Source organism: Streptomyces sp. NPDC005485 (assembly GCF_040606085.1).
Lineage (GTDB): Bacteria > Actinomycetota > Actinomycetes > Streptomycetales > Streptomycetaceae > Streptomyces.
Genome location: NZ_JBEXDZ010000037.1, coordinates 1 through 22,347 on the forward strand (window position 1 = coordinate 1; position 22,347 = coordinate 22,347).

Annotated in this window: 18 protein-coding genes and 1 rRNA gene; 11 read left to right on the plus strand and 8 right to left on the minus strand. The window is 70.7% G+C overall.

Going from position 1 to position 22,347, the window contains the following annotated elements; genetic code table 11:
• Positions 1–95 (plus strand): 5S ribosomal RNA (gene rrf, locus ABZS97_RS15315); the annotation flags it as partial.
• Positions 96–188: 93 nt separating this feature from the next.
• Here rrf and ABZS97_RS15320 read toward each other — a convergent pair.
• From ABZS97_RS15320 to ABZS97_RS15340, 5 genes are read right to left on the minus strand one after another with little or no spacing between them, the layout of a single operon-like run.
• Positions 189–1,499, minus strand: coding sequence for a DUF58 domain-containing protein (locus tag ABZS97_RS15320; RefSeq protein WP_356137721.1), 1,311 nt, complete (start codon positions 1,497–1,499; stop codon positions 189–191).
• Positions 1,499–2,488: a MoxR family ATPase gene (locus ABZS97_RS15325; RefSeq protein WP_356137723.1), complete on the minus strand. Its 990-nt coding sequence runs from the start codon at positions 2,486–2,488 to the stop codon at positions 1,499–1,501. Before ABZS97_RS15325 ends, ABZS97_RS15320 begins: the two co-directional genes overlap by 1 nt.
• Complete coding sequence (locus ABZS97_RS15330) at positions 2,488–3,684, minus strand: DUF4350 domain-containing protein (RefSeq protein ID WP_356137725.1); 1,197 nt, start codon at positions 3,682–3,684, stop codon at positions 2,488–2,490. The genes ABZS97_RS15325 and ABZS97_RS15330 overlap by 1 nt, the downstream gene beginning before the upstream one ends.
• Positions 3,681–4,403 (minus strand): DUF4129 domain-containing protein, encoded by a 723-nt coding sequence (locus ABZS97_RS15335; RefSeq protein WP_356137727.1) that lies wholly within the window; start codon positions 4,401–4,403, stop codon positions 3,681–3,683. The genes ABZS97_RS15330 and ABZS97_RS15335 overlap by 4 nt, the downstream gene beginning before the upstream one ends.
• A gap of 4 nt (positions 4,404–4,407) precedes the next feature.
• Positions 4,408–5,715, minus strand: coding sequence for a hypothetical protein (locus tag ABZS97_RS15340; RefSeq protein WP_356137729.1), 1,308 nt, complete (start codon positions 5,713–5,715; stop codon positions 4,408–4,410).
• Positions 5,716–5,855: 140 nt separating this feature from the next.
• On the opposite strand from ABZS97_RS15340, the gene mtnA reads away from it, so the two are divergent.
• The 7 genes from mtnA to ABZS97_RS15375 all read left to right on the plus strand — a co-directional run bounded on the left by mtnA (position 5,856) and on the right by ABZS97_RS15375 (position 14,740).
• Entirely contained in the window at positions 5,856–7,001 is a 1,146-nt protein-coding gene (gene mtnA, locus ABZS97_RS15345) for an S-methyl-5-thioribose-1-phosphate isomerase (protein WP_356137731.1), read from the plus strand.
• Positions 7,002–7,009: 8 nt separating this feature from the next.
• The gene (gene mtrA, locus ABZS97_RS15350; RefSeq protein WP_150136091.1) at positions 7,010–7,699 is read left to right on the plus strand and encodes a two-component system response regulator MtrA; all 690 of its coding nucleotides are present in this window, start codon (positions 7,010–7,012) and stop codon (positions 7,697–7,699) included.
• Position 7,700: 1 nt separating this feature from the next.
• Positions 7,701–9,830 carry an MtrAB system histidine kinase MtrB gene (mtrB, locus tag ABZS97_RS15355; RefSeq protein ID WP_356137733.1) on the plus strand — a complete coding sequence of 710 codons (2,130 nt, stop codon included), beginning with the start codon at positions 7,701–7,703 and terminating at the stop codon, positions 9,828–9,830.
• Positions 9,820–11,661 (plus strand): LpqB family beta-propeller domain-containing protein, encoded by a 1,842-nt coding sequence (locus tag ABZS97_RS15360; RefSeq protein ID WP_356137735.1) that lies wholly within the window; start codon positions 9,820–9,822, stop codon positions 11,659–11,661. The genes mtrB and ABZS97_RS15360 overlap by 11 nt, the downstream gene beginning before the upstream one ends.
• Positions 11,662–11,840: 179 nt before the next feature.
• A complete protein-coding gene (locus ABZS97_RS15365; protein WP_356137737.1) occupies positions 11,841–12,782 on the plus strand; it encodes a ComF family protein in 942 nt (313 codons plus the stop codon).
• Between the two features lie 282 nt (positions 12,783–13,064).
• On the plus strand, positions 13,065–13,790 hold the full coding sequence (raiA, locus tag ABZS97_RS15370) for a ribosome-associated translation inhibitor RaiA (RefSeq protein ID WP_356137739.1): 726 nt from the start codon (positions 13,065–13,067) through the stop codon (positions 13,788–13,790).
• A 203-nt stretch (positions 13,791–13,993) separates the two neighbouring features.
• A complete protein-coding gene (locus ABZS97_RS15375; RefSeq protein WP_356137741.1) occupies positions 13,994–14,740 on the plus strand; it encodes a response regulator transcription factor in 747 nt (248 codons plus the stop codon).
• Between the two features lie 63 nt (positions 14,741–14,803).
• Here ABZS97_RS15375 and ABZS97_RS15380 read toward each other — a convergent pair whose 3' ends face one another.
• Positions 14,804–16,021 (minus strand): crosslink repair DNA glycosylase YcaQ family protein, encoded by a 1,218-nt coding sequence (locus ABZS97_RS15380; RefSeq protein WP_356137743.1) that lies wholly within the window; start codon positions 16,019–16,021, stop codon positions 14,804–14,806.
• A gap of 173 nt (positions 16,022–16,194) precedes the next feature.
• Positions 16,195–16,782 carry a GNAT family N-acetyltransferase gene (locus ABZS97_RS15385; RefSeq protein WP_356137745.1) on the minus strand — a complete coding sequence of 196 codons (588 nt, stop codon included), beginning with the start codon at positions 16,780–16,782 and terminating at the stop codon, positions 16,195–16,197.
• A gap of 265 nt (positions 16,783–17,047) precedes the next feature.
• On the opposite strand from ABZS97_RS15385, the gene secA reads away from it, so the two are divergent.
• Positions 17,048–19,897 carry a preprotein translocase subunit SecA gene (secA, locus tag ABZS97_RS15390; protein ID WP_356137748.1) on the plus strand — a complete coding sequence of 950 codons (2,850 nt, stop codon included), beginning with the start codon at positions 17,048–17,050 and terminating at the stop codon, positions 19,895–19,897.
• Between the two features lie 106 nt (positions 19,898–20,003).
• Here the strand turns inward: secA and ABZS97_RS15395 are convergent, their stop codons facing one another.
• Positions 20,004–20,624: an Rv3235 family protein gene (locus ABZS97_RS15395; protein ID WP_356137750.1), complete on the minus strand. Its 621-nt coding sequence runs from the start codon at positions 20,622–20,624 to the stop codon at positions 20,004–20,006.
• A 334-nt stretch (positions 20,625–20,958) separates the two neighbouring features.
• Between ABZS97_RS15395 and ABZS97_RS15400 the strand changes: the two genes are divergently transcribed.
• Together ABZS97_RS15400 and ABZS97_RS15405 are read left to right on the plus strand one after the other, a co-directional pair.
• Positions 20,959–21,474: a hypothetical protein gene (locus ABZS97_RS15400; RefSeq protein ID WP_356137752.1), complete on the plus strand. Its 516-nt coding sequence runs from the start codon at positions 20,959–20,961 to the stop codon at positions 21,472–21,474.
• A gap of 154 nt (positions 21,475–21,628) precedes the next feature.
• Positions 21,629–22,297, plus strand: a complete 669-nt coding sequence (locus ABZS97_RS15405) for an HAD family hydrolase (RefSeq protein ID WP_356137754.1) — start codon at positions 21,629–21,631, stop codon at positions 22,295–22,297.
• Positions 22,298–22,347 lie beyond the last annotated feature (50 nt).

The window sequence follows — 22,347 nt, forward strand, 5'->3', positions numbered from 1 at the left end:
AAACGCCCGGTTACATTCCGAACCCGGAAGCTAAGCCTCACAGCGCCGATGGTACTGCAGGGGGGACCCTGTGGGAGAGTAGGACGCCGCCGAACTCCTTTTAAAGAAAACCCCCGCACCTTTGGTGCGGGGGTTTTCTGCGTTTAAGGGGGCCTCTTGAAACAAGAGGCCCCCTTTTCCTTTGTCCGTCACAGGCGGCCTGCGGCCTTCAGAGCCAGATAGGCATCCGCGAGAGCAGGAGCCAGTTCGTCCGGAGTCGCGTCGACGACAGTGACACCGTGACGGCGTAGTTGCTCGGCCGTGCGATGGCGCTCCGCCTGGGCTTGTGCCGCGGCTGCCGCCTCGTACACCGCGTCGGGGTTTCCCCGGGCCGTTGCCATGGCGGCGATGTGCGGGTCGGCGACCGAGGCGACCAGGACCGTATGACGCTGGGTGAGACGGGAGAGGACCGGGAGGAGGCCTTCTTCGATAGGGGCCGCGTCGAGGCTGGTCAGCAGTACGAGCAGGGAACGGCGGGGTGCCGTACGGAGGGCAGTTGCCGTGAGGCCGCGAGCGTCCGTCTCGATGAGTTCCGGTTCCAGCGTGGCCATCGCGTTGACCAGGGACGGAAGGACATCGCGAGCCGCCCGGCCCTGCACCAGGGCGCGGACACGGCGGTCGTATGCGAGGAGGTCCACGCGGTCGCCGGCCCGGGAGGCCAGAGCGGCCAGGAGGAGGGCGGCGTCCATGGAGGCGTCGAGGCGTGGGGCGTCGCCCACGCGGCCCGCCGATGTGCGGCCCGTGTCCAGGACCAGAAGGATGCGGCGATCGCGTTCGGGACGCCAGGTGCGTACGGCGACCGTGGTCTGACGGGCCGTGGCGCGCCAGTCGATGGAGCGGGTGTCGTCGCCCGGGACGTACTCGCGCAGGCTGTCGAACTCCGTGCCCTGGCCTCGGGTCAGCACACTGGTGCGGCCGTCGAGTTCGCGCAGGCGGGCCAGTTTCGAGGGGAGGTGTTTGCGGCTGGCGAAGGGCGGCAGGACGCGTACCGTCCAGGGGACCTTGTGGGTGCCCTGGCGAGAGAAGAGGCCGAGGGGGCCGTACGAACGAATGGTGACGCGGTCGGCCATGCGGTCGCCGCGGCGGGTCGGGCGCAGGCGGGTTGTCAGTCGGCGGCGTTCGCCCGCAGGGACCGTCAGGCGGTGACGGGAGGCGGCTACCTCGGTGCCGGACTCCCAGCTGCTCGGGGGCCAGGCGTCGCGGAGATGTGCGCGTAGCGGGCGCCCTGACGGGTTGGTGACGGTCAGGGTGACGTCGGCGGTGTCGCCGAGACGTACCGAGGTGTCGCCGGAGCGCGTCAGGCCGAGGCGACGTACGGGTGCGGCCAGGGCCGCGTCGCAGGCGCAGGCCAGGGCCAGCGGGGCGTTCACGGCGAGGATGCCTGTCCAGCTCGGTTCCCAGATGCCGACAGGGAGCGTGCCGAGGGCCGCCAGGAAGGCGGCGCGGCCGGTGAGTGCCATCAGCGGGGCACGGGGACGTGGGCGAGGATCGCGGTGATGACGGAGTCGGCCGTCACGCCCTCCATTTCGGCCTCCGGACGGAGTTGGATGCGGTGACGGAGGGTCGGCAGGGCCAATGCCTTCACGTCGTCCGGGATGACGTAGTCGCGGCCTGTCAGCCATGCCCAGGCGCGTGAGGTGGCGAGGAGGGCCGTGGCTCCACGCGGGGAAACGCCCAGCGTGAGGGACGGGGATTCGCGGGTGGCGCGGCAGATGTCCACTACGTAGGCGGTGATTTCGGGGGAGATCGCTGTTTTGGCGACTGCGGCTCGGGCGGCTTCCAGGTCCGCGGGGCCTGCTACGGGGCGTACGCCGGCGGCGCGGAGGTCGCGTGGGTTGAAGCCCTCGGCGTGGCGGGTGAGGACGTTGATCTCGTCCTGGCGGGAGGGCAGAGGGATCGTCAGTTTGAGGAGGAAGCGGTCCAGTTGGGCTTCCGGGAGGGGGTAGGTGCCCTCGTACTCGACCGGGTTCTGAGTCGCGGCGACGAGAAAGGGATCGGGGAGCGGGCGCGGCGTGCCGTCGACCGTGACCTGGCGTTCCTCCATCGCTTCGAGGAGGGACGACTGGGTTTTGGGCGGGGTGCGGTTGATCTCGTCCGCGAGGAGAAGGTTGGTGAAGACCGGGCCGGGCTGGAAGGAGAACTCCGCGGTGCGGGCGTCGTAGACGAGGGAGCCCGTCACGTCGCTGGGCATCAGGTCCGGAGTGAACTGGACGCGCTTGGTGTCGAGTTCGAGCGCGGATGCGAGGGCGCGGACGAGCAACGTTTTCGCTACTCCGGGGACTCCTTCAAGTAGAACGTGTCCGCGGCAGAGGAGGGCGACGACGAGACCGGTCACGGCGGGGTCCTGGCCGACCACGGCTTTGGCGATCTCGGAGCGCAGGGATTCCAGGGAGGCGCGGGCGGTGCCCGGATCCCCGGCGTACCCGGCGTTGTCAGTGGTCGGGGCCATCATGAACGGCGTACCTCTCTTTCGAGGGCGTCGAGTTGGTCGGTGAGGGAGATGAGGGCTGCGTCGTCGCGGGGCGGCGCGCCGAAGAGGAGGGAATGCAGGGCCTGGCCGTCGCCGTGGAGGTGGGCGGACAGGGCGGGGAGCAGGGCTTCGGGCGTGTGCGCCTGGGCGGGTGGTACGCCGACGAGGGGGGCGAGGCGGGTGCGGGTGGTGGAGCGCAGGGCTGCGGCGGCGCGGTCGCGGGCGTTGGCCTTGCGGTAGAGGCGGGCGCGGCCTTCGACGGTTTCGGAGGCGCGGATCGCGACGGGGAGGCGTTCGGGTACGAGGGGGCCGAGCCGGCGTGCCCTCCAGAGGGCGGCCAGGGCTGCGGCGATGAAGAGCTGCAGGGTGCCCCAGAGCCAGCCCGAGGGGAGCAGGTCGAAGAGACCCTGGCGGCCGGAGTCGGTGGCCGAGTCGTCGGAGAGCGAGGGGAGGTACCAGACCAAGTGGGGGCGGGAACCGAGAAGTTGAAGGGCGAGCGAGGCGTTGCCCTGCTCGACGAGGCGGTCGTTGTAGAGGATGTCGGGGGCGCCGAGGACCACGGTGTCGCCGCCACCGGCGGCTGCCGGGATCCGGAGCAGGGTGGGCAGGCCGTCGCTGGGGTAGCAGGTGTCGGCGTCGAGGCCGGTGGCGGTGTACCGGATGCCGCCGGTGTCGGCGGTGCCCGCTCGCCGGGCGGCGGGCAGCTCGCAGCGGGGCGAGAGCGTCGAGTCGAAGCTGGGAGCGGGGTCCGCGGTGACTCCGGGAGCCAGGGTGTGCACGGACGGGATGCCGGGGGAGACGAGGACCGTACGGCCGTCGGAGTCCGCGGTCGCCGTTCGCAGGCGGGTCTGCTGGCGGTCGGTCAGCAGGTCGGGGGCGGCGATCAGGAGGGTGGTGTCGGGGCCGGCCGAGGCGCGGGCTTCGTCCAGGGTGGTGACCACGCGCGTGGTCACGCCCCGGTCGTCGAGGAGTTCGGCGACGGCGCGGCTGCCGTGGGAGTCGGCGGAGCGCGGGTCGAGGCGGCCGTGCTGGGCACCGGAGCGGAGCGCGGCGATCGCGACGGCGGCGATCAACAGGACCACGACGGCGAGAACGATGCCGCGCGTGCGGGTCCATACCTGACGCTTGGTGGGCGAGGCCGAGGTGGAGGAAGGCGCGAAAGTCGCCTCGGTCATCGGGAGCCCTCCCGGCGGGTGCCGTGGGGTGTGCTCTGGGCACTGCTGCTGCTCGCGAGCACGGGCTTGGTGCGTTCCAGGTCGTGGTCGAGCTCGGAGAGCCGGTGGTACGCGCTGGAGCCGGCGGCTCGTCCGCCGTACGTCACGTCGTCGAAGTCCCGGGCGGCGGCGCGGAGTCGGTCCGCGTGGGAAGGCAGGGCGTGGCCGGCTTCGGCGGCTGCCTCGTCCGCGGTGCGACCGGGGCGCGGGTCGAGGAGGGCGCGTTCCTCCAGGGAGCGGACGACGGCGCGCATGCGTTCCTGGACGGCTTGGTTCCAGTGGCCCTGGGCGGCGTGCGCCTCCGCGGCCGCGCGGTGCTCGGCGGCGCTGCGGGGGCGGTCGTCGAAGAGCGTGGCGGACGAGGTGGCGGCGCGGTGGGGGGTGCCCAGGCGCCACCACAGCGCACCGAGGACGGCCAGCACCGCCAGGACGATGACGACAAGCCCGAGAGTGCCTCCGGGGGTCGCGGTGGAGGCGGCGCCGAGCAGCTTGTCGACCCATTCCCAGAAGGCGTTCAAGGCGCGCTGGATCAGGCCGGGTTCGTTCTCGTGGTACATCCGCTTGGACAGTTCACGCCTGGCCGCCTCCCGCGCGGGGTCGCGCGGGGTCGTCACCGGAGGTTCGTCGCCGGTGCGCGACAGCGTCAGCAGAGCTGTGAGAACTCCCCCCGCCGGGCTCACGGCATCAGCTCCCCGGAGTGGTGCCGGGCGCGTGGGAGCCGTAGTCCTGGACGCCGGCGGCGCGGGCCAGGTCGAGGTCGAGGGCTTCGCGGCGGATGCGCTGGTCGATGTAGAGGAGCACGGTGACGCCCGCGGTGATCGGGAACGTGAGCATGGATCCGATCACCGAGCCGACCCCGCTGATGATGAGGAACGTCCAGCCGAGGTTGCCGCTGCCGCTGTTGAGGAAGCCGGTGACGCCGTCGCCGCTGAGAGCAGCGGCGAGGAAGGCGAACGGGATCACGACGATCGAGGCGACGATGTTGGCGATGATCGTGGCGAGCAGCTGGATGCCGAAGACCCGCCACCAGGAGCCGCGGACGAGCTTCGTGGAGCGGCTCATCGCCTTCAGGATGCCCTGCTTCTCCAGCATCAGGGCGGGCGAGGAGAGCGAGAAGCGGATCATCAGCCAGATCGCGACGACGGTGCCGCCGAGACCTCCGAGGACGGTGAGCGTGATGCCCGCGTCGCCGGCGCCTGCGACCGTGGCGAGGATGCCCGGCAGGGTTCCTGCGGCGGCGACCGCGGCGGCGATGAGCGGGAGCAGGAAGGTCAGGCCGAACAGCTTCGGAAGCTGGGGGCGGGCGTCCTGCCAGGCCTCGGCGGTGGTCACCGATTTGCCGAGCACCGCGCGGCTGGTCACGGACGTGAGCAGGGCCGTCGCGACGATGGTGCCGAGCAGGGTGATGAGCAGGACGACGCCGGAGTTCAGCATGGTGTCGCCCAGGGCGCGGCCCAGCTCGCCGACGGTGGCGCTGGGGTCGTTGAGGGTGTCCGTGCTCGCGCTGTCGTCCAGGACGAAGCCCTGCAGGAGGACGACGATGATCTCCGTGAAGACGGCGACGGTCAGCGAGATGCCGAGGACCGTGCGCCAGTACGTCCGCATCGTGGAGACGGCGCCGTCGAGGATCTCACCGACGCCGAGCGGGCGGAGCGGGATCACGCCGGGCTTGGCCGCGGGTGGCGGGCCGCCCCAGTTGCCTCCCCAGCCGCCGTATCCGCCGGGGGCTCCGTAGCCGGGGCCGGGACCGCCGGGGTGCCCGCCTCCCCAGCCGGGGCCGGGCGGCGGCGGTGGCGGTGGGGCCTGCGGGGTGTCCTGGGGGCTGGGCGCGGACCACTGGCCGGCCGGGGGCTGCTCCTTGGACCACTTCGACGGCGGGCCGGGCTGATCCGCGCCGCTCTCGTCAGCGGGCTGCGCAGGGCCGGTCTGGTCCGGCTCCTGCCCGTCGGAGGGGGCAGATCCGGGCGAGGCCCAGCCCGGAGTGTCTTTCATCGTCGCTCCTTCACGATGCCCGTCCGCGGTCGCGGCGGCAGGTTGGCAGCCATCGTGCCACGGGGTGCGGGGCAAGGGACCGGCTGCCGTATGGGCTGGACACCTTCAATTGTCCGCCGGGTACGGGGCAGACTGGGCGGATGGCTGATCAGTACGCGCAATCCCGCGACGACAGCGGGCCGACGGCAATACGGGCGATCCGCTGGGACGAGCCACCGGAGGGCCCGGTGCTGGCCCTCCTCGACCAGACGAGGCTGCCGGCCGAGGAGGTCGAACGGGTGTGCACCGACGCACCGGCGCTGGTGGAGGCGATCCGCACGCTCGCCGTGCGCGGGGCGCCGCTGCTCGGTATCGCCGGGGCGTACGGCGTCGCGCTCGCCGCCGCCCGTGGCTTCGACGTGGACGAGGCGGCGAACGCGCTGGCCGGTGCCCGGCCCACGGCTGTGAACCTGGCCGTCGGTGTGCACCGGGCACATGCGGCTTACCGCGCGGCGCTCGGGGGCGGTGGTGACCAGAAGCAGGCCGCCGGGGCGGCGCTCGCGGCCGCGCGGGCGTTGCACCGGGAGGATGCCGAGGCCAGCGCGCGCATGGCCCGGCACGGCCTCACGTTGCTCGACGAGCTGCTGCCGGGCGGTGGGCACCGCGTCCTGACGCACTGCAACACCGGGGCGCTGGTGTCCGGCGGTGAGGGCACGGCGTTCGCGGTGGCCCTGGCGGCGCACCGGGTGGGGCGGCTGCGCAGGCTGTGGGTGGACGAGACGCGGCCGCTGATGCAGGGTGCGCGGTTGACCGCATACGAGGCGGCGCGCAACGGGATGGCGTACACCTTGCTCACGGACAACGCGGCGGGCTCGCTGTTTGCGGCAGGGGAGGTGGACGCGGTGCTGATCGGAGCCGATCGCATCGCGGCCGACGGTTCGGTGGCGAACAAGGTGGGGAGCTATCCGCTCGCGGTGCTGGCCCGGTACCACCATGTGCCGTTCATCGTGGTGGCGCCGGTGACGACGGTGGATCCGGACACCCCGGACGGAGCATCCATCGAAGTCGAGCAGCGTGCCGGCCATGAAGTGACCGAGGTCACAGCACCCCAGGTGCCGGTGGCGGGAGTGGAAGCGGGAGGCGGGATACCGGTGGCACCCCTGGGGACACAGGCGTACAACCCGGCGTTCGACGTGACGCCACCCGAGTTGGTGACGGCGATCGTCACCGAAGAGGGCGTTGTGTCGCCCGTGACGGCAGAGGCGCTTGCAGAGCTGTGTGGCAGGTCACGCCAGGTAACGATTTAGTTAATGGGATGATGTCGTTTATGAAGGGACGAGTCCTTGTCGTCGATGACGACACCGCACTGGCCGAGATGCTCGGCATTGTGTTGCGTGGTGAAGGTTTTGAGCCGTCTTTCGTAGCCGACGGCGACAAGGCGCTGGCCGCTTTCCGCGAGACCAAGCCCGATCTGGTGCTCCTGGACCTGATGCTTCCCGGCCGGGACGGCATCGAGGTGTGCCGCCTGATCAGGGCGGAGTCCGGGGTGCCGATCGTGATGCTCACGGCGAAGAGCGACACCGTCGATGTCGTGGTCGGCCTCGAGTCGGGCGCCGACGACTACATCGTGAAGCCGTTCAAGCCGAAGGAGCTGGTGGCGCGGATCCGGGCGCGACTGCGGCGTTCGGAGGAGCCGGCGCCGGAACAGCTGGCGATCGGTGACCTTGTCATCGACGTCGCCGGTCACTCTGTGAAGCGGGAGGGGCAGTCGATAGCGCTGACGCCGCTGGAGTTCGATCTGCTGGTGGCGCTGGCGCGCAAGCCGTGGCAGGTGTTCACGCGTGAGGTGCTGCTGGAGCAGGTGTGGGGCTACCGGCATGCGGCGGACACCCGGCTGGTCAACGTGCATGTGCAGCGGCTGCGCTCCAAGGTCGAGAAGGACCCGGAGCGGCCGGAGATCGTGGTGACCGTCCGTGGCGTCGGTTACAAGGCCGGACCGAGCTGACATGTCCCGGGACAGTGCCGCTTCGGCGCCCGGTCAGCCGGGGAACCGCGCGGGGCGGCCTGTCGGCCGGAAGACGGCGGGGTCCCGCTGGGGACAGTTCATAGAGGGCGGGCTGCTGCAGGGCGGGGTCCAGGGCAGCCCGGTCCTTCGGCTTTTCATGCGCTGGGTGCGCCGCCCGCTGCTGCCCGTCATGCGGCTGTGGCGGCGCAACATCCAGCTCAAGATCGTCGTCACGACCCTGCTGATGTCGCTGGGCGTGGTGCTGCTGCTCGGCTTCGTCGTCATCGGCCAGGTGCGCAACGGGCTGCTGGACGCCAAGGTGAAGGCGTCGCAGAGCCAGGCGGCCGGCGGTTTCACGTCGGCCAAACAGAAGGCGGACGCGGCCGCGATCTCGGGGGGCGACGACGGGTCCGGCACGGGCGGCCGCTCGTCGCAGAACCCCATCCAGTGGATGAGCGACCTCGTGGCCTCCCTGTCCAGCGGTGGTCAGGGTGCGTTCGACGTGGTGACGCTCGGCACGACCGGTTCGGACGACGACAGAGGACCCGGGCCGCGCGCCTCGGGGAAGGTGCAGCCGACCCTCAGCGTGCCCGACAACCTGCGCCAACGCGTGGACGAGGGTACGGGCGCGGCCCAGAGCTACACCCGCATCATCTACACCAACGGCCAGGAGTCCCAGCCCGCGCTGGTCATCGGCAAGCAGGTCAACGACCTCAACGGTGACCCGTACCAGCTCTACTTCCTCTTCCCGCTGACGCAGGAGGAGAAGTCGCTGAGCCTGGTCAAGGGGACGCTTGCGACGGCCGGGCTGTTCGTCGTGGTGCTCCTCGGGGCCATCGCCTGGCTGGTGGTGCGCCAGGTCGTCACGCCGGTGCGGATGGCGGCGGGCATTGCCGAGCGGCTGTCCGCCGGGCGCCTGCAGGAACGTATGAAGGTCACCGGCGAGGACGACATCGCGCGGCTCGGCGAGGCCTTCAACAAGATGGCCCAGAACCTTCAACTGAAGATCCAGCAGCTGGAGGACCTGTCGCGGATGCAGCGGCGGTTCGTCTCCGACGTGTCGCACGAGCTGCGGACACCGCTGACGACCGTGCGGATGGCGGCCGATGTCATCCACGACGCGCGCGTGGACTTCGATCCGATGACCGCCCGGTCGGCCGAGCTGCTCGCCGATCAGCTGGACCGGTTCGAGACGCTCCTCGCGGATCTGCTGGAGATCAGCCGGTTCGACGCGGGCGCGGCGGCGCTGGAGGCCGAGCCGATAGACCTGAGGGAAGTCGTACGGCGCGTCGTGAGCGGTGCGGAGCCGCTCGCCGAGCGCAAGGGCTCGCGGGTGCGGGTGGTCGGCGACCAGCAGCCCGTTGTCGCCGAGGCCGACGCCCGGCGGGTGGAGCGCGTGCTGCGCAACCTCGTCGTCAACGCCGTGGAGCATGGCGAGGGCAAGGACGTGGTGGTCAAGCTCGCCGCGGCGGGCGGGGCGGTCGCGGTCGCGGTGCGCGACTACGGAGTGGGGCTCAAGCCCGGCGAGGCGACCCGGGTCTTCAGCCGCTTCTGGCGGGCCGACCCGGCACGCGCGCGTACCACCGGTGGAACGGGACTCGGGCTGTCCATCGCCCTGGAGGACGCGCGGTTGCACGGCGGCTGGCTCCAGGCGTGGGGCGAGCCGGGCGGCGGTTCGCAGTTCCGGCTGACGCTGCCGCGGACCGCCGACGAGCCGCTGCGGGGCTCCCCGATACCCCTGGAACCCAAGGACTCACGGCGTAATCGTGGACTTAATGATGCCGGTCTGCCGCTCGACGGCAGTGGCAAGCTCGCCACCGTGCCGTTGCAGCCCGCGGGCGGGAGTGCGCCGCCTCCCATGCCGACGCGGGCGCCGATAGTGCCCCGGCTGAGCGGAGCGGCGCCCACGGCGGACCCGACGGCGCTGCCGGGCAACGGTGCGCGCGTGGTGCCACGTCCCACGGGGGCCGTACGTCAGCAGGACGCCCCGTCCGCTCCGGGCGGGGAGCGGGCCGGTGAGGAGAAGCGCGGCCGGGACGCCGGCGAGCCGGAGGAAGTCGGCCGGGGCAAGCAGGTCGGGCGGGGCAAGCCGGACGGGCTCGGACATGGGGAGGGTTTTCGTGGGCGCTGACCGCGAGGGGAGCGGCCGTCGGCGTCCCGCGCGCGTGGGGGCGTACATCGGCTGCGGTGCGCTGCTGCTGGCCGGGTGCGCCTCGATGCCGGACAGCGGGGACCTGCAGGGAGTGGATTCCACGCCCCGGGAGGACTCTCAGGTCCGGGTCTTCGCGATGCCGCCGCGTCCGGACGCCCGGCCCCCGGACATCGTGCAGGGCTTCCTGGAGGCGCTGACCAGCGACGATCCGCAGTACGAGACGGCGAGCAAGTATCTGACGGCGCAGGCCCGCAAGAAGTGGGACCCCTACCGGTCCACGACCGTGCTGGAGAACGGGCCGAACGCCGCGGCGGGGCAGTCCGGGACGAGGGAGGGCACGGACGAGTACTCGTACAACCTGTCCGGCGCCAAGGTCGCCAAGGTGGACGGGCAGCACGCGTACGTGCCGGACTCGGGCTCGTACAGCGGGACCGTGCATCTCGTGCGGCAGAAGGACACCAAGCAGTGGCGCATCGACGGGCTGCCGGAGGGCGTGGTGATGGGCAAGTCCGACTTCCAGCGCAACTACGTGTCCGTCAACAAGTACTACTTCGCCTCGAACGTGCCCGCCGGGACGGTCGGGCAGCCCGGGACCGTCGCCGATCCCGTCTATGTGCGCAGCAAGGTCGATCCGGTGACGCAGATGATCCGGACACTGCTGGACGGTCCGACGCGCTGGCTCCGCCCGGTGGTGACGTCGAGTTTCCCGACCGGCACGGCGCTGAAGAAGGGCGTCAAGTCGCTGACGCCCGACGACCAGAACAAGATCACGGTGCCGTTGAACGGAAAGGCCGACCGTGTCGGGCGGCCCCAGTGCACACGGATGGCGGCCCAACTCCTTTTCACACTCCAGGATCTGTCGCCGACGGCGGTGGACGAAGTGGAGCTTCAGCGGTCGGACGGCACACAGCTGTGTGTCCTCAACGAGAACCAGGCGGAGACGAACGCCGTGCACGGCACGGGCAAGCGTCCCGAGTACCAGTACTTCATCGACGGCAAGCAGCGGCTGGTGCGGATGCCCAGCGGCAACAGTGACAAGGAACCCGACGCGGTGCCCGGTGGCCTCGGCCTGGGCGACAAGAAGCTGCGGTCCGCCGCGGTGTCGCGGGACGAGGACAGGGCGGCTGGTGTGTCGGCCGACGGGCACTCGCTGTACGTCGGGTCGCTGCTGTCGGGCGGCTCGGTCGGCGATCCGGTCTTCCACAGTGCGGGCAAGACGACGAACGACAGGCTGACGACGCCCAGTTGGGACGGCCGGGGAGACCTGTGGGTGGCCGACCGGGATCCGAAGGACCCGCGGCTGCTGCTGCTGGAGAAGGGCACGGGCGCGCCGCTGACGGTCGAGACACCGGGTGTCGACGGGCGTATCGAAGCGGTGCGCGTGGCTGCAGACGGCGTGCGGATCGCACTGATCGTCGAGAAGGACGGCAAACGGTCGCTGCAGATCGGTCGCATCGTCCGCAACATCGCGTCCGGTGAGCAGCCGTCCGTCTCGGTCCTCGAACCGCATTCGGTGACACCGCAGTTGGAGGACGTCACAGCCATGTCGTGGGCCGGGGACAGCCGGCTCGTGGTGGTCGGGCACGAGCACGGTGGCGTGCAGCAGATGCGCTACGTCCAGGTCGACGGCTCCACGCCGGTGGGCCCGACGCCCGCCGCGCTGACGGGCGTGAAGGAGATCGCCGCGTCCGAGGACGAGCGGCTGCCGCTGGTGGGGTACACGGCGGAGGACGGGATAGTGCGGCTGTCGTCCGGGGCGCAGTGGCAGAAGGTGGTCAAGGAAGGGACGGCGCCGGTCTATCCCGGGTAGTCGGTCCATCCCGGGTGGCCGGTCTGCCCCGGGTGGCCGGTTTTGTTCGGCCCATCCGGGGTGACCGGCTCGTGCGTCGCCCGTACGACGACCGCCGCTGGCGTGTTGTCCACACGGAGTTGGCCCGGAGTTATCCACAGGGGTGGCAGGGCGGCGCGTGCGTTGGCACAGTGGTGGGCATGCGGGGGTGGTGGCAGGACCTCACCGATCTGGTGCTGCCGGCCGAGTGCGGAGGCTGCGGGAGGCCTCGCGCGGTGCTCTGCCCGGAGTGCCGTGCGGCCTTGAGCGGGGCCGTGCCGAGCCGGGTGCGACCGGTGCCGGAGCCGAGGGGGCTGCCCGTGGTGCACGCTGCGGCCCCGTACGAGGACGAGGTGCGCGCGGCGCTTCTCGCCCACAAGGAACGGGGCGTCCTGACACTCGCCGCGCCGCTGGGAGCGGCCCTGGCAGGGGCCGTAAGAGCGGCGCTGGCGTGCCGGCAGGAAAAGGGTCCGGGTGGACGTCCGGCACGCCTGGACGGGCGGCTGAGGCCCGGGAACGGGCAGCTGGGGTCCGAGAGCGGCCGGGCGATGACCGATGGCGCCGTACTGCTGGTCCCCGTGCCGTCCTCACGGCGGGCGGTACGGGCGCGGGGCCACGACCCGGCGCGGCGGATCGCGCTCGCCGCGGCTGGTGAGCTGCGACGCACGGGAACATCGGCCCGGGTGCTCGGCGTGCTGCGCCAGCGGCGGACCGTGGCCGACCAGTCGGGGCTCAACTCCAGGCAGCGGCTGGGCAATCTCGCGGGGGCCCTGGAGGTGGCCTCCGGTGGCGCGCGGTTTCTCGCCGGTGGTGGCAGGGTCGTGGTGGTGGACGACCTGATGACGACGGGTGCCTCGCTGGCGGAGGCGGCACGCGCCGTACGGGCCGCGATGACGGACGCATACGCCGCAGCGACTTGGGAAGCGGCAGAGGTACGGAGGGCAGGGGAACGGATGCCGGAAACGACCGCGGAAGCGACGGCGACAGGGTCCATCCGGACACAAGCGGTCCGGGGAATGCTGGGTATGAGCGCGGTCGGTGACCTGATCTGCGCGGCAGTGGTCGCTGCGCCGCCCGACTCTTTCGAAATAAACCGGAACTGACTGAGAACTTCCATCGTTGCAGGTAATGAGAGGGCCAATTCACCTGAACGGAGGTACGCCTCGGTAGAGGGTGACGACATACGTCCGGGCGAGATATGTTCGGTTGTGAGGCAATGGCGCAGGCCGCACCTCGCATATCCGAATGCCGTGCTGCGGGTTTTCTGCAATCACCCGTACCGGTGGGGTGGAGATCTTGTCCGCGGGGGAGGAGGAGGTGAAAGTCACCGAGTCCGAGGTTCCGGGACACACCGGAGCCTGGTGCAAAAGGGAGATGCTCCGCCAGTGGAGCGGAGCGATCCGGGAACGGAGTTCTGCGTGGACATCGTCGTCAAGGGCCGCAAGACAGAGGTGCCCGAGCGGTTCCGCAAGCACGTGGCCGAGAAGCTGAAGCTGGAGAAGATCCAGAAGCTCGATGGCAAGGTGATCAGCCTCGACGTGGAGGTGTCCAAGGAGCCCAACCCTCGTCAGGCCGACCGTTGCGACCGAGTGGAGATCACGCTTCGCTCCCGCGGTCCGGTGATCCGGGCGGAGGCGGCGGCAAGCGATCCGTACGCGGCACTCGACCTGGCGGCGGACAAGCTCGAGGCCCGGCTGCGCAAGCAGCACGACAAGCGCTACACCCGCCGCGGCGCGGGCAGGCTCTCCGCCGCGGACGTCGCCGACACCGTCCCCGGCGCAGCGACGCTGAACGGGAACGGCAGCGTCGTCCACGAGGACGAGCCGGAGGGCATTCCGACCAAGAAGATCGGTTCGCTGGAGGTCAAGGGCGAAGGCCCCCTCATCGTTCGCGAGAAGACCCACGTCGCGTCCCCGATGTCACTCGACCAGGCCCTCTACGAGATGGAACTGGTCGGGCACGACTTCTACCTGTTCGTCGACTCCGAGACCAAGGAACCGAGCGTCGTCTACCGGCGGCACGCGTACGACTACGGCGTCATCCACCTCAGCACGGACCCGATGGTCGCCCAGGCGGCGACCGGTGCCGCGGGCGGCGCGCTCGGCGGCTGACCTCCCCGGTGACAGCTGAACCGGTGCCCCTGGAGCGCGCGTGCGCCCCCAGGGGCACCGGTGTGCGACCCACTTCGCGCCCGCTCTGTCACCGCACGGACGTCCGGGCATGAAATCATGGCCGCACCGGCCCAACCGGTGGGCCGTTGCCTTGGGTTGGCATGGCACGGAAACACAGGCCACGGCCTTCAGGGGGAGGAACGATGGCGGACAGCTTCGGACCGATGCGTGACGAGGACGCCGACGACGGCGTCGTCGCCATGGGCCCGGATGCGGGCTCTCCACGCAAGGAGCCCATCCGGGTCCTTGTCGTGGACGATCACGCCCTCTTCCGCCGCGGACTGGAGATCGTGCTCGCGGCCGAGGAGGACATCCAGGTCGTCGGCGAGGCGGGCGACGGCGCCGAGGCGGTCGACAAGGCCGCCGACCTTCTGCCGGACATCGTGCTGATGGACGTCCGGATGCCGAAGCGGGGCGGTATCGAGGCGTGCACGTCCATCAAGGAGGTGGCTCCGAGCGCGAAGATCATCATGTTGACGATCAGTGACGAGGAAGCCGATCTCTACGACGCGATCAAGGCGGGCGCGACCGGTTATCTCCTCAAGGAGATCTCCACCGACGAGGTGGCCACGGCCATTCGCGCGGTGGCCGACGGGCAGTCGCAGATCAGCCCCTCCATGGCGTCGAAACTGCTCACCGAGTTCAAGTCGATGATCCAGCGGACGGACGAACGCCGTCTGGTGCCCGCGCCGCGGCTCACGGACCGTGAGCTGGAGGTCCTCAAACTCGTCGCCACCGGGATGAACAACCGGGATATCGCCAAAGAGCTGTTCATCTCCGAGAACACCGTGAAGAACCACGTGCGCAACATTCTGGAGAAGCTGCAGCTGCACTCCCGCATGGAGGCCGTGGTGTACGCGATGCGGGAGAAGATCCTCGAGATCCGCTAGCCGCCGGATCCGCTCGATCCACCGGATCCGGCGGGGCCCGGCCGCCCGTCCGACAGGGTGTGATCACGCCAGCGCGCGGGCCAGTTCCGCCGTCAGCGGCTCGCGCAGCTCCGGGGCGTCCACCCGTTCCACCCGTACGTCCGTGCAGTCCACCCAGCTCGCGGCCTCCACCAGGGCCTGGGCGACGGCGGGAACGGCCTTGAGGCCGTCCAGGGTCACCTGTTTGGCCACCAGGGTGCGCCCCTCACGGGCCGGGTCCACCCGGCCGACGAGGTGGCCTCCGGCGAGCACCGGCATCGCGAAGTAGCCGTACACCCGCTTCGGCTTCGGGACGTACGCCTCCAGGCGGTGGGTGAAGCCGAAGATCCGCTCCGTCCGCGCCCGCTCCCAGACGAGCGAGTCGAACGGGGAGAGGAGTGTCGTGCGGTGGCGGCCGCGCGGGGCCGTCTCCAGGGCTGCCGGGTCGGCCCAGGCGGGCTTGCCCCAGCCCTCGACGGTCACCGGGACCAGACCCGAGTCGGCGATCACCGCGTCGACCTGCTCGCCCTTGAGGCGGTGGTAGTCGGCGATGTCCGCGCGCGTGCCGACGCCCAGGGACTGGCCCGCGAGGCGGACGAGACGGCGCAGGCACTCGGCGTCGTCCAGCTCGTCGTGGAGCAGGGACTCGGGGACGGCGCGCTCGGCGAGGTCGTACACCCGCTTCCAGCTGCGGCGCTCGGTGCACACGACCTCGCCGTACATCAGCGCGCGTTCGACGGCGACCTTCGTGCCCGACCAGTCCCACCACTCGCTGGTCTTCTTCGCGCCGCCCAAGTCCGTGGCCGTGAGCGGGCCTTCGGCGCGCAGCTGCTTGATGACCTGGTCGTACATGCCGTCCGGCAGGGCGTGGTTCCAGTGCGGGCGGGCGCGGTAGGCGCGGCGTCGGAAGGCGAAGTGGGGCCACTCCTCGATGGGGAGGATGCAGGCGGCGTGGGACCAGTACTCGAAGGCATGCGGGCGCGTCGCGGTCGCGGGGGGCGTGCCGTCGGCGGTGGCGGTCGGGGTCCAGTACGCACTGTCCACCGTTTTGCGGCCCACCGCTCCCAGGCGGGCATACGGGATGAGCTCGTGCGAGCGGGCGAGGACCGAGATCGTGTCGAGCTGGACCGCGCCGAGGTGCCGGAGGACTCCGCGTACGCCGGACCTGCGGTCCGGGGCGCCGAGGAAGCCCTGGGCGCGCAGGGCGATGCGGCGGGCTTCGTCTGCGGAGAGCTCGGCGGCGGGGTGGGGGAGGCTCGTCATGTTCCGCACGATAGGCGGTGGCACTGACAGTGGGGGTGGGCCGGGGCGCCCTTTGGAACTTGGTGGGCGGTGGGGGTGTGCACGCCGGGTTTTCTCGCCGCCTCCGCCCCTACCCGTCCCGTTCCTGGGGGCTGCGCCCCCAGACCCCCCCTTCGGCCTGGACGGCCTTGTCCTCAAACGCCGGACGGGCTGGGATCTCGCGCCGGCAGGTAGGGCGCCGTGGACGGCAGGCCCAAGTCCGAAGGGAGCAGGGAGCCTACCCAGGCGTCTCTGCGGACGCCCTTGTTGTTGACGGCGGAACGGAGAGTGCCCTCGATGGTGAAGCCGGCGTGTTCGGCGACGGACCGGGAGCCGGTGTTGCCGACTTCGGCCCGCCATTCGACGCGGTCGACGGACAAGGCCGTGAACGCCCAGCGGGAGGCGGCGACGGCGGCCTCGGTGATGTAGCCGTTGCCGCGGTGCTCCTTGGTGGCCCAGAAACCGATCTCGCCGACGCCGAGGGCGCGCATGGTGATGCTGAGCACGCCCGCCAACTCCCCTTCGGGAAGAAAGACGCCGAACGTGAACGCCGAGCCGTCCGCCCAGCCGTCGGGCACCAGCTGCTCGGTGAACCCCTGGGCGTGCTCGCGCAGATACGGCGAGGGAATCGTGGTCCAGCGCTGGATGTCGGGGTCCTGGGCGGCGTCGTACACGGCGTCGGTGTCGTGCGGGCCCACCGTGCGCAGCAGAAGACGGTCGGTGGTCAGGGTGACGGGGTCCATCGGGCGATTCTGCTCGGGAGAGCGGAAGGGCGCCATCCCTTTGCGGAGGACGCCGTTTCCTGTCTGTGCGTGAGGGTGTGATTACTTTTCGCAGTGACAACGCGGCACCTTCCGCAACCCCTGCCCGTTGTCCTAGTGGCTGTCACTGGCAGACCTCCCGGCGCGGTGGGGTCCTCGCTTACGATGGCCGTTGCTCAAGCTGTGTTTTGAAACTGTCATTGAAACCCGACCGTCCCAGGCCCGACCGGCAAGGAGACAAACCCCCGTGTCCGTCCTCTCGAAGATCATGCGTGCAGGCGAAGGCAAGATCCTGCGCAAGCTGCACCGCATCGCGGACCAGGTCGCCTCCATCGAAGAGGACTTCGTCGACCTCTCCGACGCCGAGCTGCGGGCCCTCACCGATGAGTACAAGCAGCGGTACGCCGACGGCGAAAGCCTCGACGACCTGCTGCCCGAAGCGTTCGCCACCGTCCGCGAGGCGGCCAAGCGCGTCCTTGGCCAGCGCCACTACGACGTGCAGATGATGGGCGGCGCCGCGCTCCACCTCGGCTACGTCGCCGAGATGAAGACCGGTGAGGGCAAGACACTCGTCGGCACCCTGCCCGCGTATCTGAACGCCCTCTCCGGAGAAGGCGTCCACCTCATCACGGTCAACGACTACCTGGCCGAGCGCGACTCCGAGATGATGGGCCGCGTCCACAAGTTCCTGGGCCTGGAAGTCGGCTGCATCCTCGCCAACATGACGCCGGCCCAGCGTCGCGAGCAGTACGCGTGCGACATCACGTACGGCACGAACAACGAGTTCGGCTTCGACTACCTGCGCGACAACATGGCGTGGGCGCAGGACGAACTGGTGCAGCGCGGCCACAACTTCGCGATCGTCGACGAGGTCGACTCGATCCTCGTCGACGAGGCCCGCACCCCGCTGATCATCTCCGGCCCGGCCGACCAGGCCACCAAGTGGTACGGCGACTTCGCCAAGCTCGTCACGCGCCTGAAGAAGGGCGAGGCGGGCAACACCCTGAAGGGCATCGAGGAGACCGGCGACTACGAGGTCGACGAGAAGAAGCGCACCGTCGCCATCCACGAGCCCGGTGTCGCCAAGGTCGAGGACTGGCTCGGCATCGACAACCTCTACGAGTCGGTCAACACGCCTCTCGTCGGCTACCTGAACAACGCCATCAAGGCCAAGGAACTCTTCAAGAAGGACAAGGACTACGTCGTCATCGACGGCGAAGTCATGATCGTCGACGAGCACACCGGCCGTATCCTCGCCGGCCGCCGCTACAACGAGGGCATGCACCAGGCGATCGAGGCGAAGGAAGGGGTGGACATCAAGGACGAGAACCAGACGCTCGCCACGATCACCCTGCAGAACTTCTTCCGCCTCTACAAGCGCCACGACCGCGAGGGCAAGGAACTGCCCGGCCTCTCCGGCATGACCGGTACGGCGATGACCGAGGCCGCCGAGTTCCACCAGATCTACAAGCTCGGCGTCGTCCCGATCCCGACCAACCGGCCGATGGTCCGCATGGACCAGTCGGACCTGATCTACCGCACCGAGGTCGCGAAGTTCGAGGCAGTCGTCGACGACATCGCCGAGAAGCACGAGAAGGGCCAGCCGATCCTCGTCGGTACGACGTCGGTCGAGAAGTCCGAGTACCTCTCGCAGCAGCTCTCCAAGCGCGGCATCCAGCACGAAGTGCTCAACGCCAAGCAGCACGACCGTGAGGCGACGATCGTCGCCCAGGCCGGCCGCAAGGGCGCCGTGACGGTCGCCACCAACATGGCCGGCCGTGGTACCGACATCAAGCTCGGCGGCAACCCCGACGACCTCGCCGAGGCGGAGCTGCGTCAGCGCGGCCTCGACCCCGAGGAGCACATCGAGGAGTGGGCCGCCGCGCTGCCGGCCGCCCTGGAGCGGGCCGAGAAGGCGGTCAAGGCGGAGTTCGAGGAGGTCAAGGAGCTCGGCGGGCTCTACGTCCTCGGCACCGAGCGCCACGAGTCCCGGCGTATCGACAACCAGCTGCGCGGTCGTTCCGGCCGTCAGGGCGACCCGGGTGAGTCCCGCTTCTACCTGTCGCTGGGCGACGACCTGATGCGCCTGTTCAAGGCCCAGATGGTCGAGCGCGTCATGTCGATGGCGAACGTCCCCGACGACGTCCCCATCGAGAACAAGATGGTCACGCGCGCGATCGCGTCGGCCCAGTCGCAGGTCGAGACGCAGAACTTCGAGACCCGCAAGAATGTCCTCAAGTACGACGAGGTCCTCAACCGGCAGCGCGAGGTCATCTACGGCGAGCGCCGCCGCGTCCTGGAGGGCGAGGACCTGCAGGAGCAGATCCAGCACTTCATGGACGACACGATCGACGCCTACATCGCTGCGGAGACCGCCGAGGGCTTCGCCGAGGAGTGGGACCTGGACCGGCTGTGGGGTGCCTTCAAGCAGCTCTACCCGGTGAAGGTCACCGTCGACGAGCTGGAGGAGGCGGCCGGCGACCGCGCCGGTCTGACCGCCGAGTTCATCTCCGAGTCCATCAAGGACGACATCCACGACCAGTACGCGAGCCGTGAGGAGCAGCTCGGCTCCGAGATCATGCGTGAGCTGGAGCGCCGGGTCGTGCTGTCGGTCCTGGACCGCAAGTGGCGCGAGCACCTCTACGAGATGGACTACCTCCAGGAGGGCATCGGCCTGCGCGCGATGGCGCAGAAGGACCCGCTGGTCGAGTACCAGCGCGAGGGCTTCGACATGTTCGGCGCCATGATGGACGGCATCAAGGAGGAGTCCGTCGGCTACCTGTTCAACCTGGAGGTCCAGGTCGAGCAGCAGGTCGAGGAGGTCCCTGTCGAGGACACCGCGCCTTCGCTGGACAAGGAGGACGCCCCCGCCGCGGCCAACGTCGCGGGCGGACGCCCCGAGATCCGCGCCAAGGGCCTCGACGCCCCGCAGCGGCCCGACCGTCTGCACTTCTCCGCGCCGACCGTGGACGGCGAGGGTGGCATCGTCGAGGGCGACTTCGCCAGCGACGAGGAGCCCGTGCGCTCCGAGGCGGACGGCCTCACGCGCGCGGAGCGCCGCAAGCAGCAGAAGGGCACGCGCCGCCGCAAGAAGTGACGCGCGCCGCGCGTCAGCGGCAGCCGACCGGTTGAGGGCCGGGCACCTTCGGGTGTCCGGCCCTTTGCGTGCGTGCGGACGGCCGGGGCGGCCGGAGGAGGCGGGCTCAGTCGTCGTCCCCGTGCGGCATGCGAGGGCCGCCCAGCTCCACCGCCGTGCACCGCCAGCGATGGTCGAGGCCCTGCTCCAGGCGGAAGGCCATGGCGCGGAGCTGCTTGCCGGCGCCGATGCGGGCGAACGCCTCGATCGCGCCCGGGCGCGGGACGAAGTAACCGATGTCCCGAACGACCGGGCGGGTGCCGCGGGTGCGCAGGGGGCCGCGTTCGGCGAGCCAGGCCAGTTCGTCGTAGGCGCGGCCCGCGGTGTGGCGGAGCATGCAGTGGACGGGGCGCTGACCGCTCAGCACGGCGAGGAGACGGTCGGCGAAGAGATCGGTGGGGCGGGGCTGGACGGGCCTGAGAGGGGCTTCCATGGGCGCGGAAAGGGCGACACCGCTGTGCGACGCGCTCGGCGCTCCGGGGCTTTCAGGACTTCCCGGTGCCCCGGGCGCCGTACGCCGTGCGGTGTCGCCCGGGGGTGTGGACGGCGGGCTGCCTCCCGGTGTCGTACGCGGGGCGCCGGCGCCCGGTGCGCGGGGAGGGGTGCTGCCGGGTCGGCGGGTGTCGCGGCGGCCCGGCGGGCGGGTGCCCGGGTGGCGGTTGGCCGTCCTCGTCATCACCTTGTTCATGCGTCGTCCCCGCTCTGTGCGGCCCGGACCGATACCGGGCAGTAACTTTGTGTTGGGGATCTTGTACGAGGCGTGAGCGGGCCTGTGCAAGGACGTCGGCCGGGCGTCGCGGCGGCCGGGAGGTTCACCTATCAGGGTGGCCGGGCGTAGCGCGGGCCTTGGCGTGACAGGGGCGTACCGGGTGAGGTCCGGGACCGGGGTGGACGCCGTGCGGGGGTAGGGCCCGGGACCCGAAAGGGGACTCCCGCACGTATCCTGAAGGCCCTCCCGGGAGGCGCCGAACGCCCTCCTCGGAGTCCTCCGCGGAGCCTTCCGACTACGAAAGCGGCCAGCCATGCGCGTCTACGTCCCCCTGACCCTCTCCGGTCTCGCCGAGGCGTACAAGACGGGGGAGCTGGGGGCGGCACCGCTCGTCGCGTACGCCGTGACGCCCGCGCTGCGCGAGTGGTACGTCTCCGACGACATCGAGGAACTCGAGTACGCGGCGCTGAACCGCGCCGCCCTGGCCTCGCTGCGGCTGCTCGCGGGCGAGCCGGGGGCCGTGCGGCGGCGCGTCGTCGTCGCGGTCGACGTGCCGGACCGGGCCGCGGTCGCCGACCCCGACCGGGGGCTCGACCCCGGGGCGCTCGGTGAGGTGCGGGTCGCCGACCCCGTGCCGCTCGCGAAGGCGGCCGCCGTGCACGTGGACGCGGACGACGCCGAGACGGATGTCGCCGCGGCCGTGGCGGCGCTGGGCGCGGCGGACCACGGGGACGACGACGCGCAGTTCGTCGTGGACGGGGCCGAGGACCACGAGCTGCTGTGGTTCGCCACGCAGGAGATTCCCAACCTGGTCGGGCTGGGGGGCTGAGCGTTCGCCCCGCCCCGGCGGGGCGCCTGCCCACGACCGGGACGGCGACAGGTGCGACGACCGAGGCCGGGACGACCGTGACAGCAGTGATGGTCACGGAAGCCATGACGGTTGCGGCGACTGGGTTGTCAGTGCGGGCGGGTACTTTCTTGTCATGGGGAAGCACGGAGCAGCGCACATTGTGTGGGACTGGAACGGGACTCTGTTCCACGACAACGCCGCGATCATCGGAGCGACGAACGCGGCGTTCGCCGAGCTGGGCCTTGAGCCGATCACGCTGGAGCGGTACCGGGCGTTGTACTGCGTACCGGTGCCGAAGTTCTACGAGCGGCTGATAGGCCGGCTGCCGACCGATGACGAGTGGGAGGTCATGGACGAGACCTTCCACCGGTACTACGCGCAGCACCGCGCGAGGTGCGGGCTCACGGCGGGGGTGCCGACGCTGCTCGCCGAGTGGGCCTCGGCGGGCCGCAGCCAGTCGATCCTCAGCATGTACGTGCACGACGAGCTGGTGCCGCTGGTGCGGGGCTTCGGGATCGAGCCGCATTTCCTGCGGGTCGACGGGCGGACCGGGCCCTCCGGCGGGAGCAAGGCCGAGCACATGGTGCGGCACGTGGGCGCGCTCGGCGGCGTCGTGGAGCCGGCCCGGGTGGTCGTCATAGGTGACGCGGCCGACGACGCGGTGGCCGCCCTGCACGTGGGCGCGCAGGCGGTGCTCTACACCGGTGGCTCCCACAGCCGTGCCAGCCTCGAAGGAGTGGGCGTACCCGTGGTCGACAGCCTGGAGGAGGCCGTCGAGGAGGCGGAGCGGTTGGCGGCGTGACGTGAGGGTGGGCTGACAGGCGCGAGGGAGCGTGCGGCTGTCCTCGTCGG

Excerpts from the sequence above, each read along its gene's own strand:
- ABZS97_RS15320 (WP_356137721.1), bottom strand. The coding sequence starts at position 1,499 with ATGGCACTCACCGGCCGCGCCGCCTTCCTGGCGGCCCTCGGCACGCTC.
- ABZS97_RS15325 (WP_356137723.1), bottom strand. The coding sequence starts at position 2,488 with ATGGCCCCGACCACTGACAACGCCGGGTACGCCGGGGATCCGGGCACC.
- ABZS97_RS15330 (WP_356137725.1), bottom strand. The coding sequence starts at position 3,684 with ATGACCGAGGCGACTTTCGCGCCTTCCTCCACCTCGGCCTCGCCCACC.
- ABZS97_RS15340 (WP_356137729.1), bottom strand. The coding sequence starts at position 5,715 with ATGAAAGACACTCCGGGCTGGGCCTCGCCCGGATCTGCCCCCTCCGAC.
- mtnA (WP_356137731.1), top strand. The coding sequence starts at position 5,856 with ATGGCTGATCAGTACGCGCAATCCCGCGACGACAGCGGGCCGACGGCA.
- mtrA (WP_150136091.1), top strand. The coding sequence starts at position 7,010 with ATGATGTCGTTTATGAAGGGACGAGTCCTTGTCGTCGATGACGACACC.
- mtrB (WP_356137733.1), top strand. The coding sequence starts at position 7,701 with ATGTCCCGGGACAGTGCCGCTTCGGCGCCCGGTCAGCCGGGGAACCGC.
- ABZS97_RS15365 (WP_356137737.1), top strand. The coding sequence starts at position 11,841 with ATGCGGGGGTGGTGGCAGGACCTCACCGATCTGGTGCTGCCGGCCGAG.
- ABZS97_RS15375 (WP_356137741.1), top strand. The coding sequence starts at position 13,994 with ATGGCGGACAGCTTCGGACCGATGCGTGACGAGGACGCCGACGACGGC.
- ABZS97_RS15380 (WP_356137743.1), bottom strand. The coding sequence starts at position 16,021 with ATGACGAGCCTCCCCCACCCCGCCGCCGAGCTCTCCGCAGACGAAGCC.
- ABZS97_RS15385 (WP_356137745.1), bottom strand. The coding sequence starts at position 16,782 with ATGGACCCCGTCACCCTGACCACCGACCGTCTTCTGCTGCGCACGGTG.
- ABZS97_RS15395 (WP_356137750.1), bottom strand. The coding sequence starts at position 20,624 with ATGAACAAGGTGATGACGAGGACGGCCAACCGCCACCCGGGCACCCGC.
- ABZS97_RS15400 (WP_356137752.1), top strand. The coding sequence starts at position 20,959 with ATGCGCGTCTACGTCCCCCTGACCCTCTCCGGTCTCGCCGAGGCGTAC.
- ABZS97_RS15405 (WP_356137754.1), top strand. The coding sequence starts at position 21,629 with ATGGGGAAGCACGGAGCAGCGCACATTGTGTGGGACTGGAACGGGACT.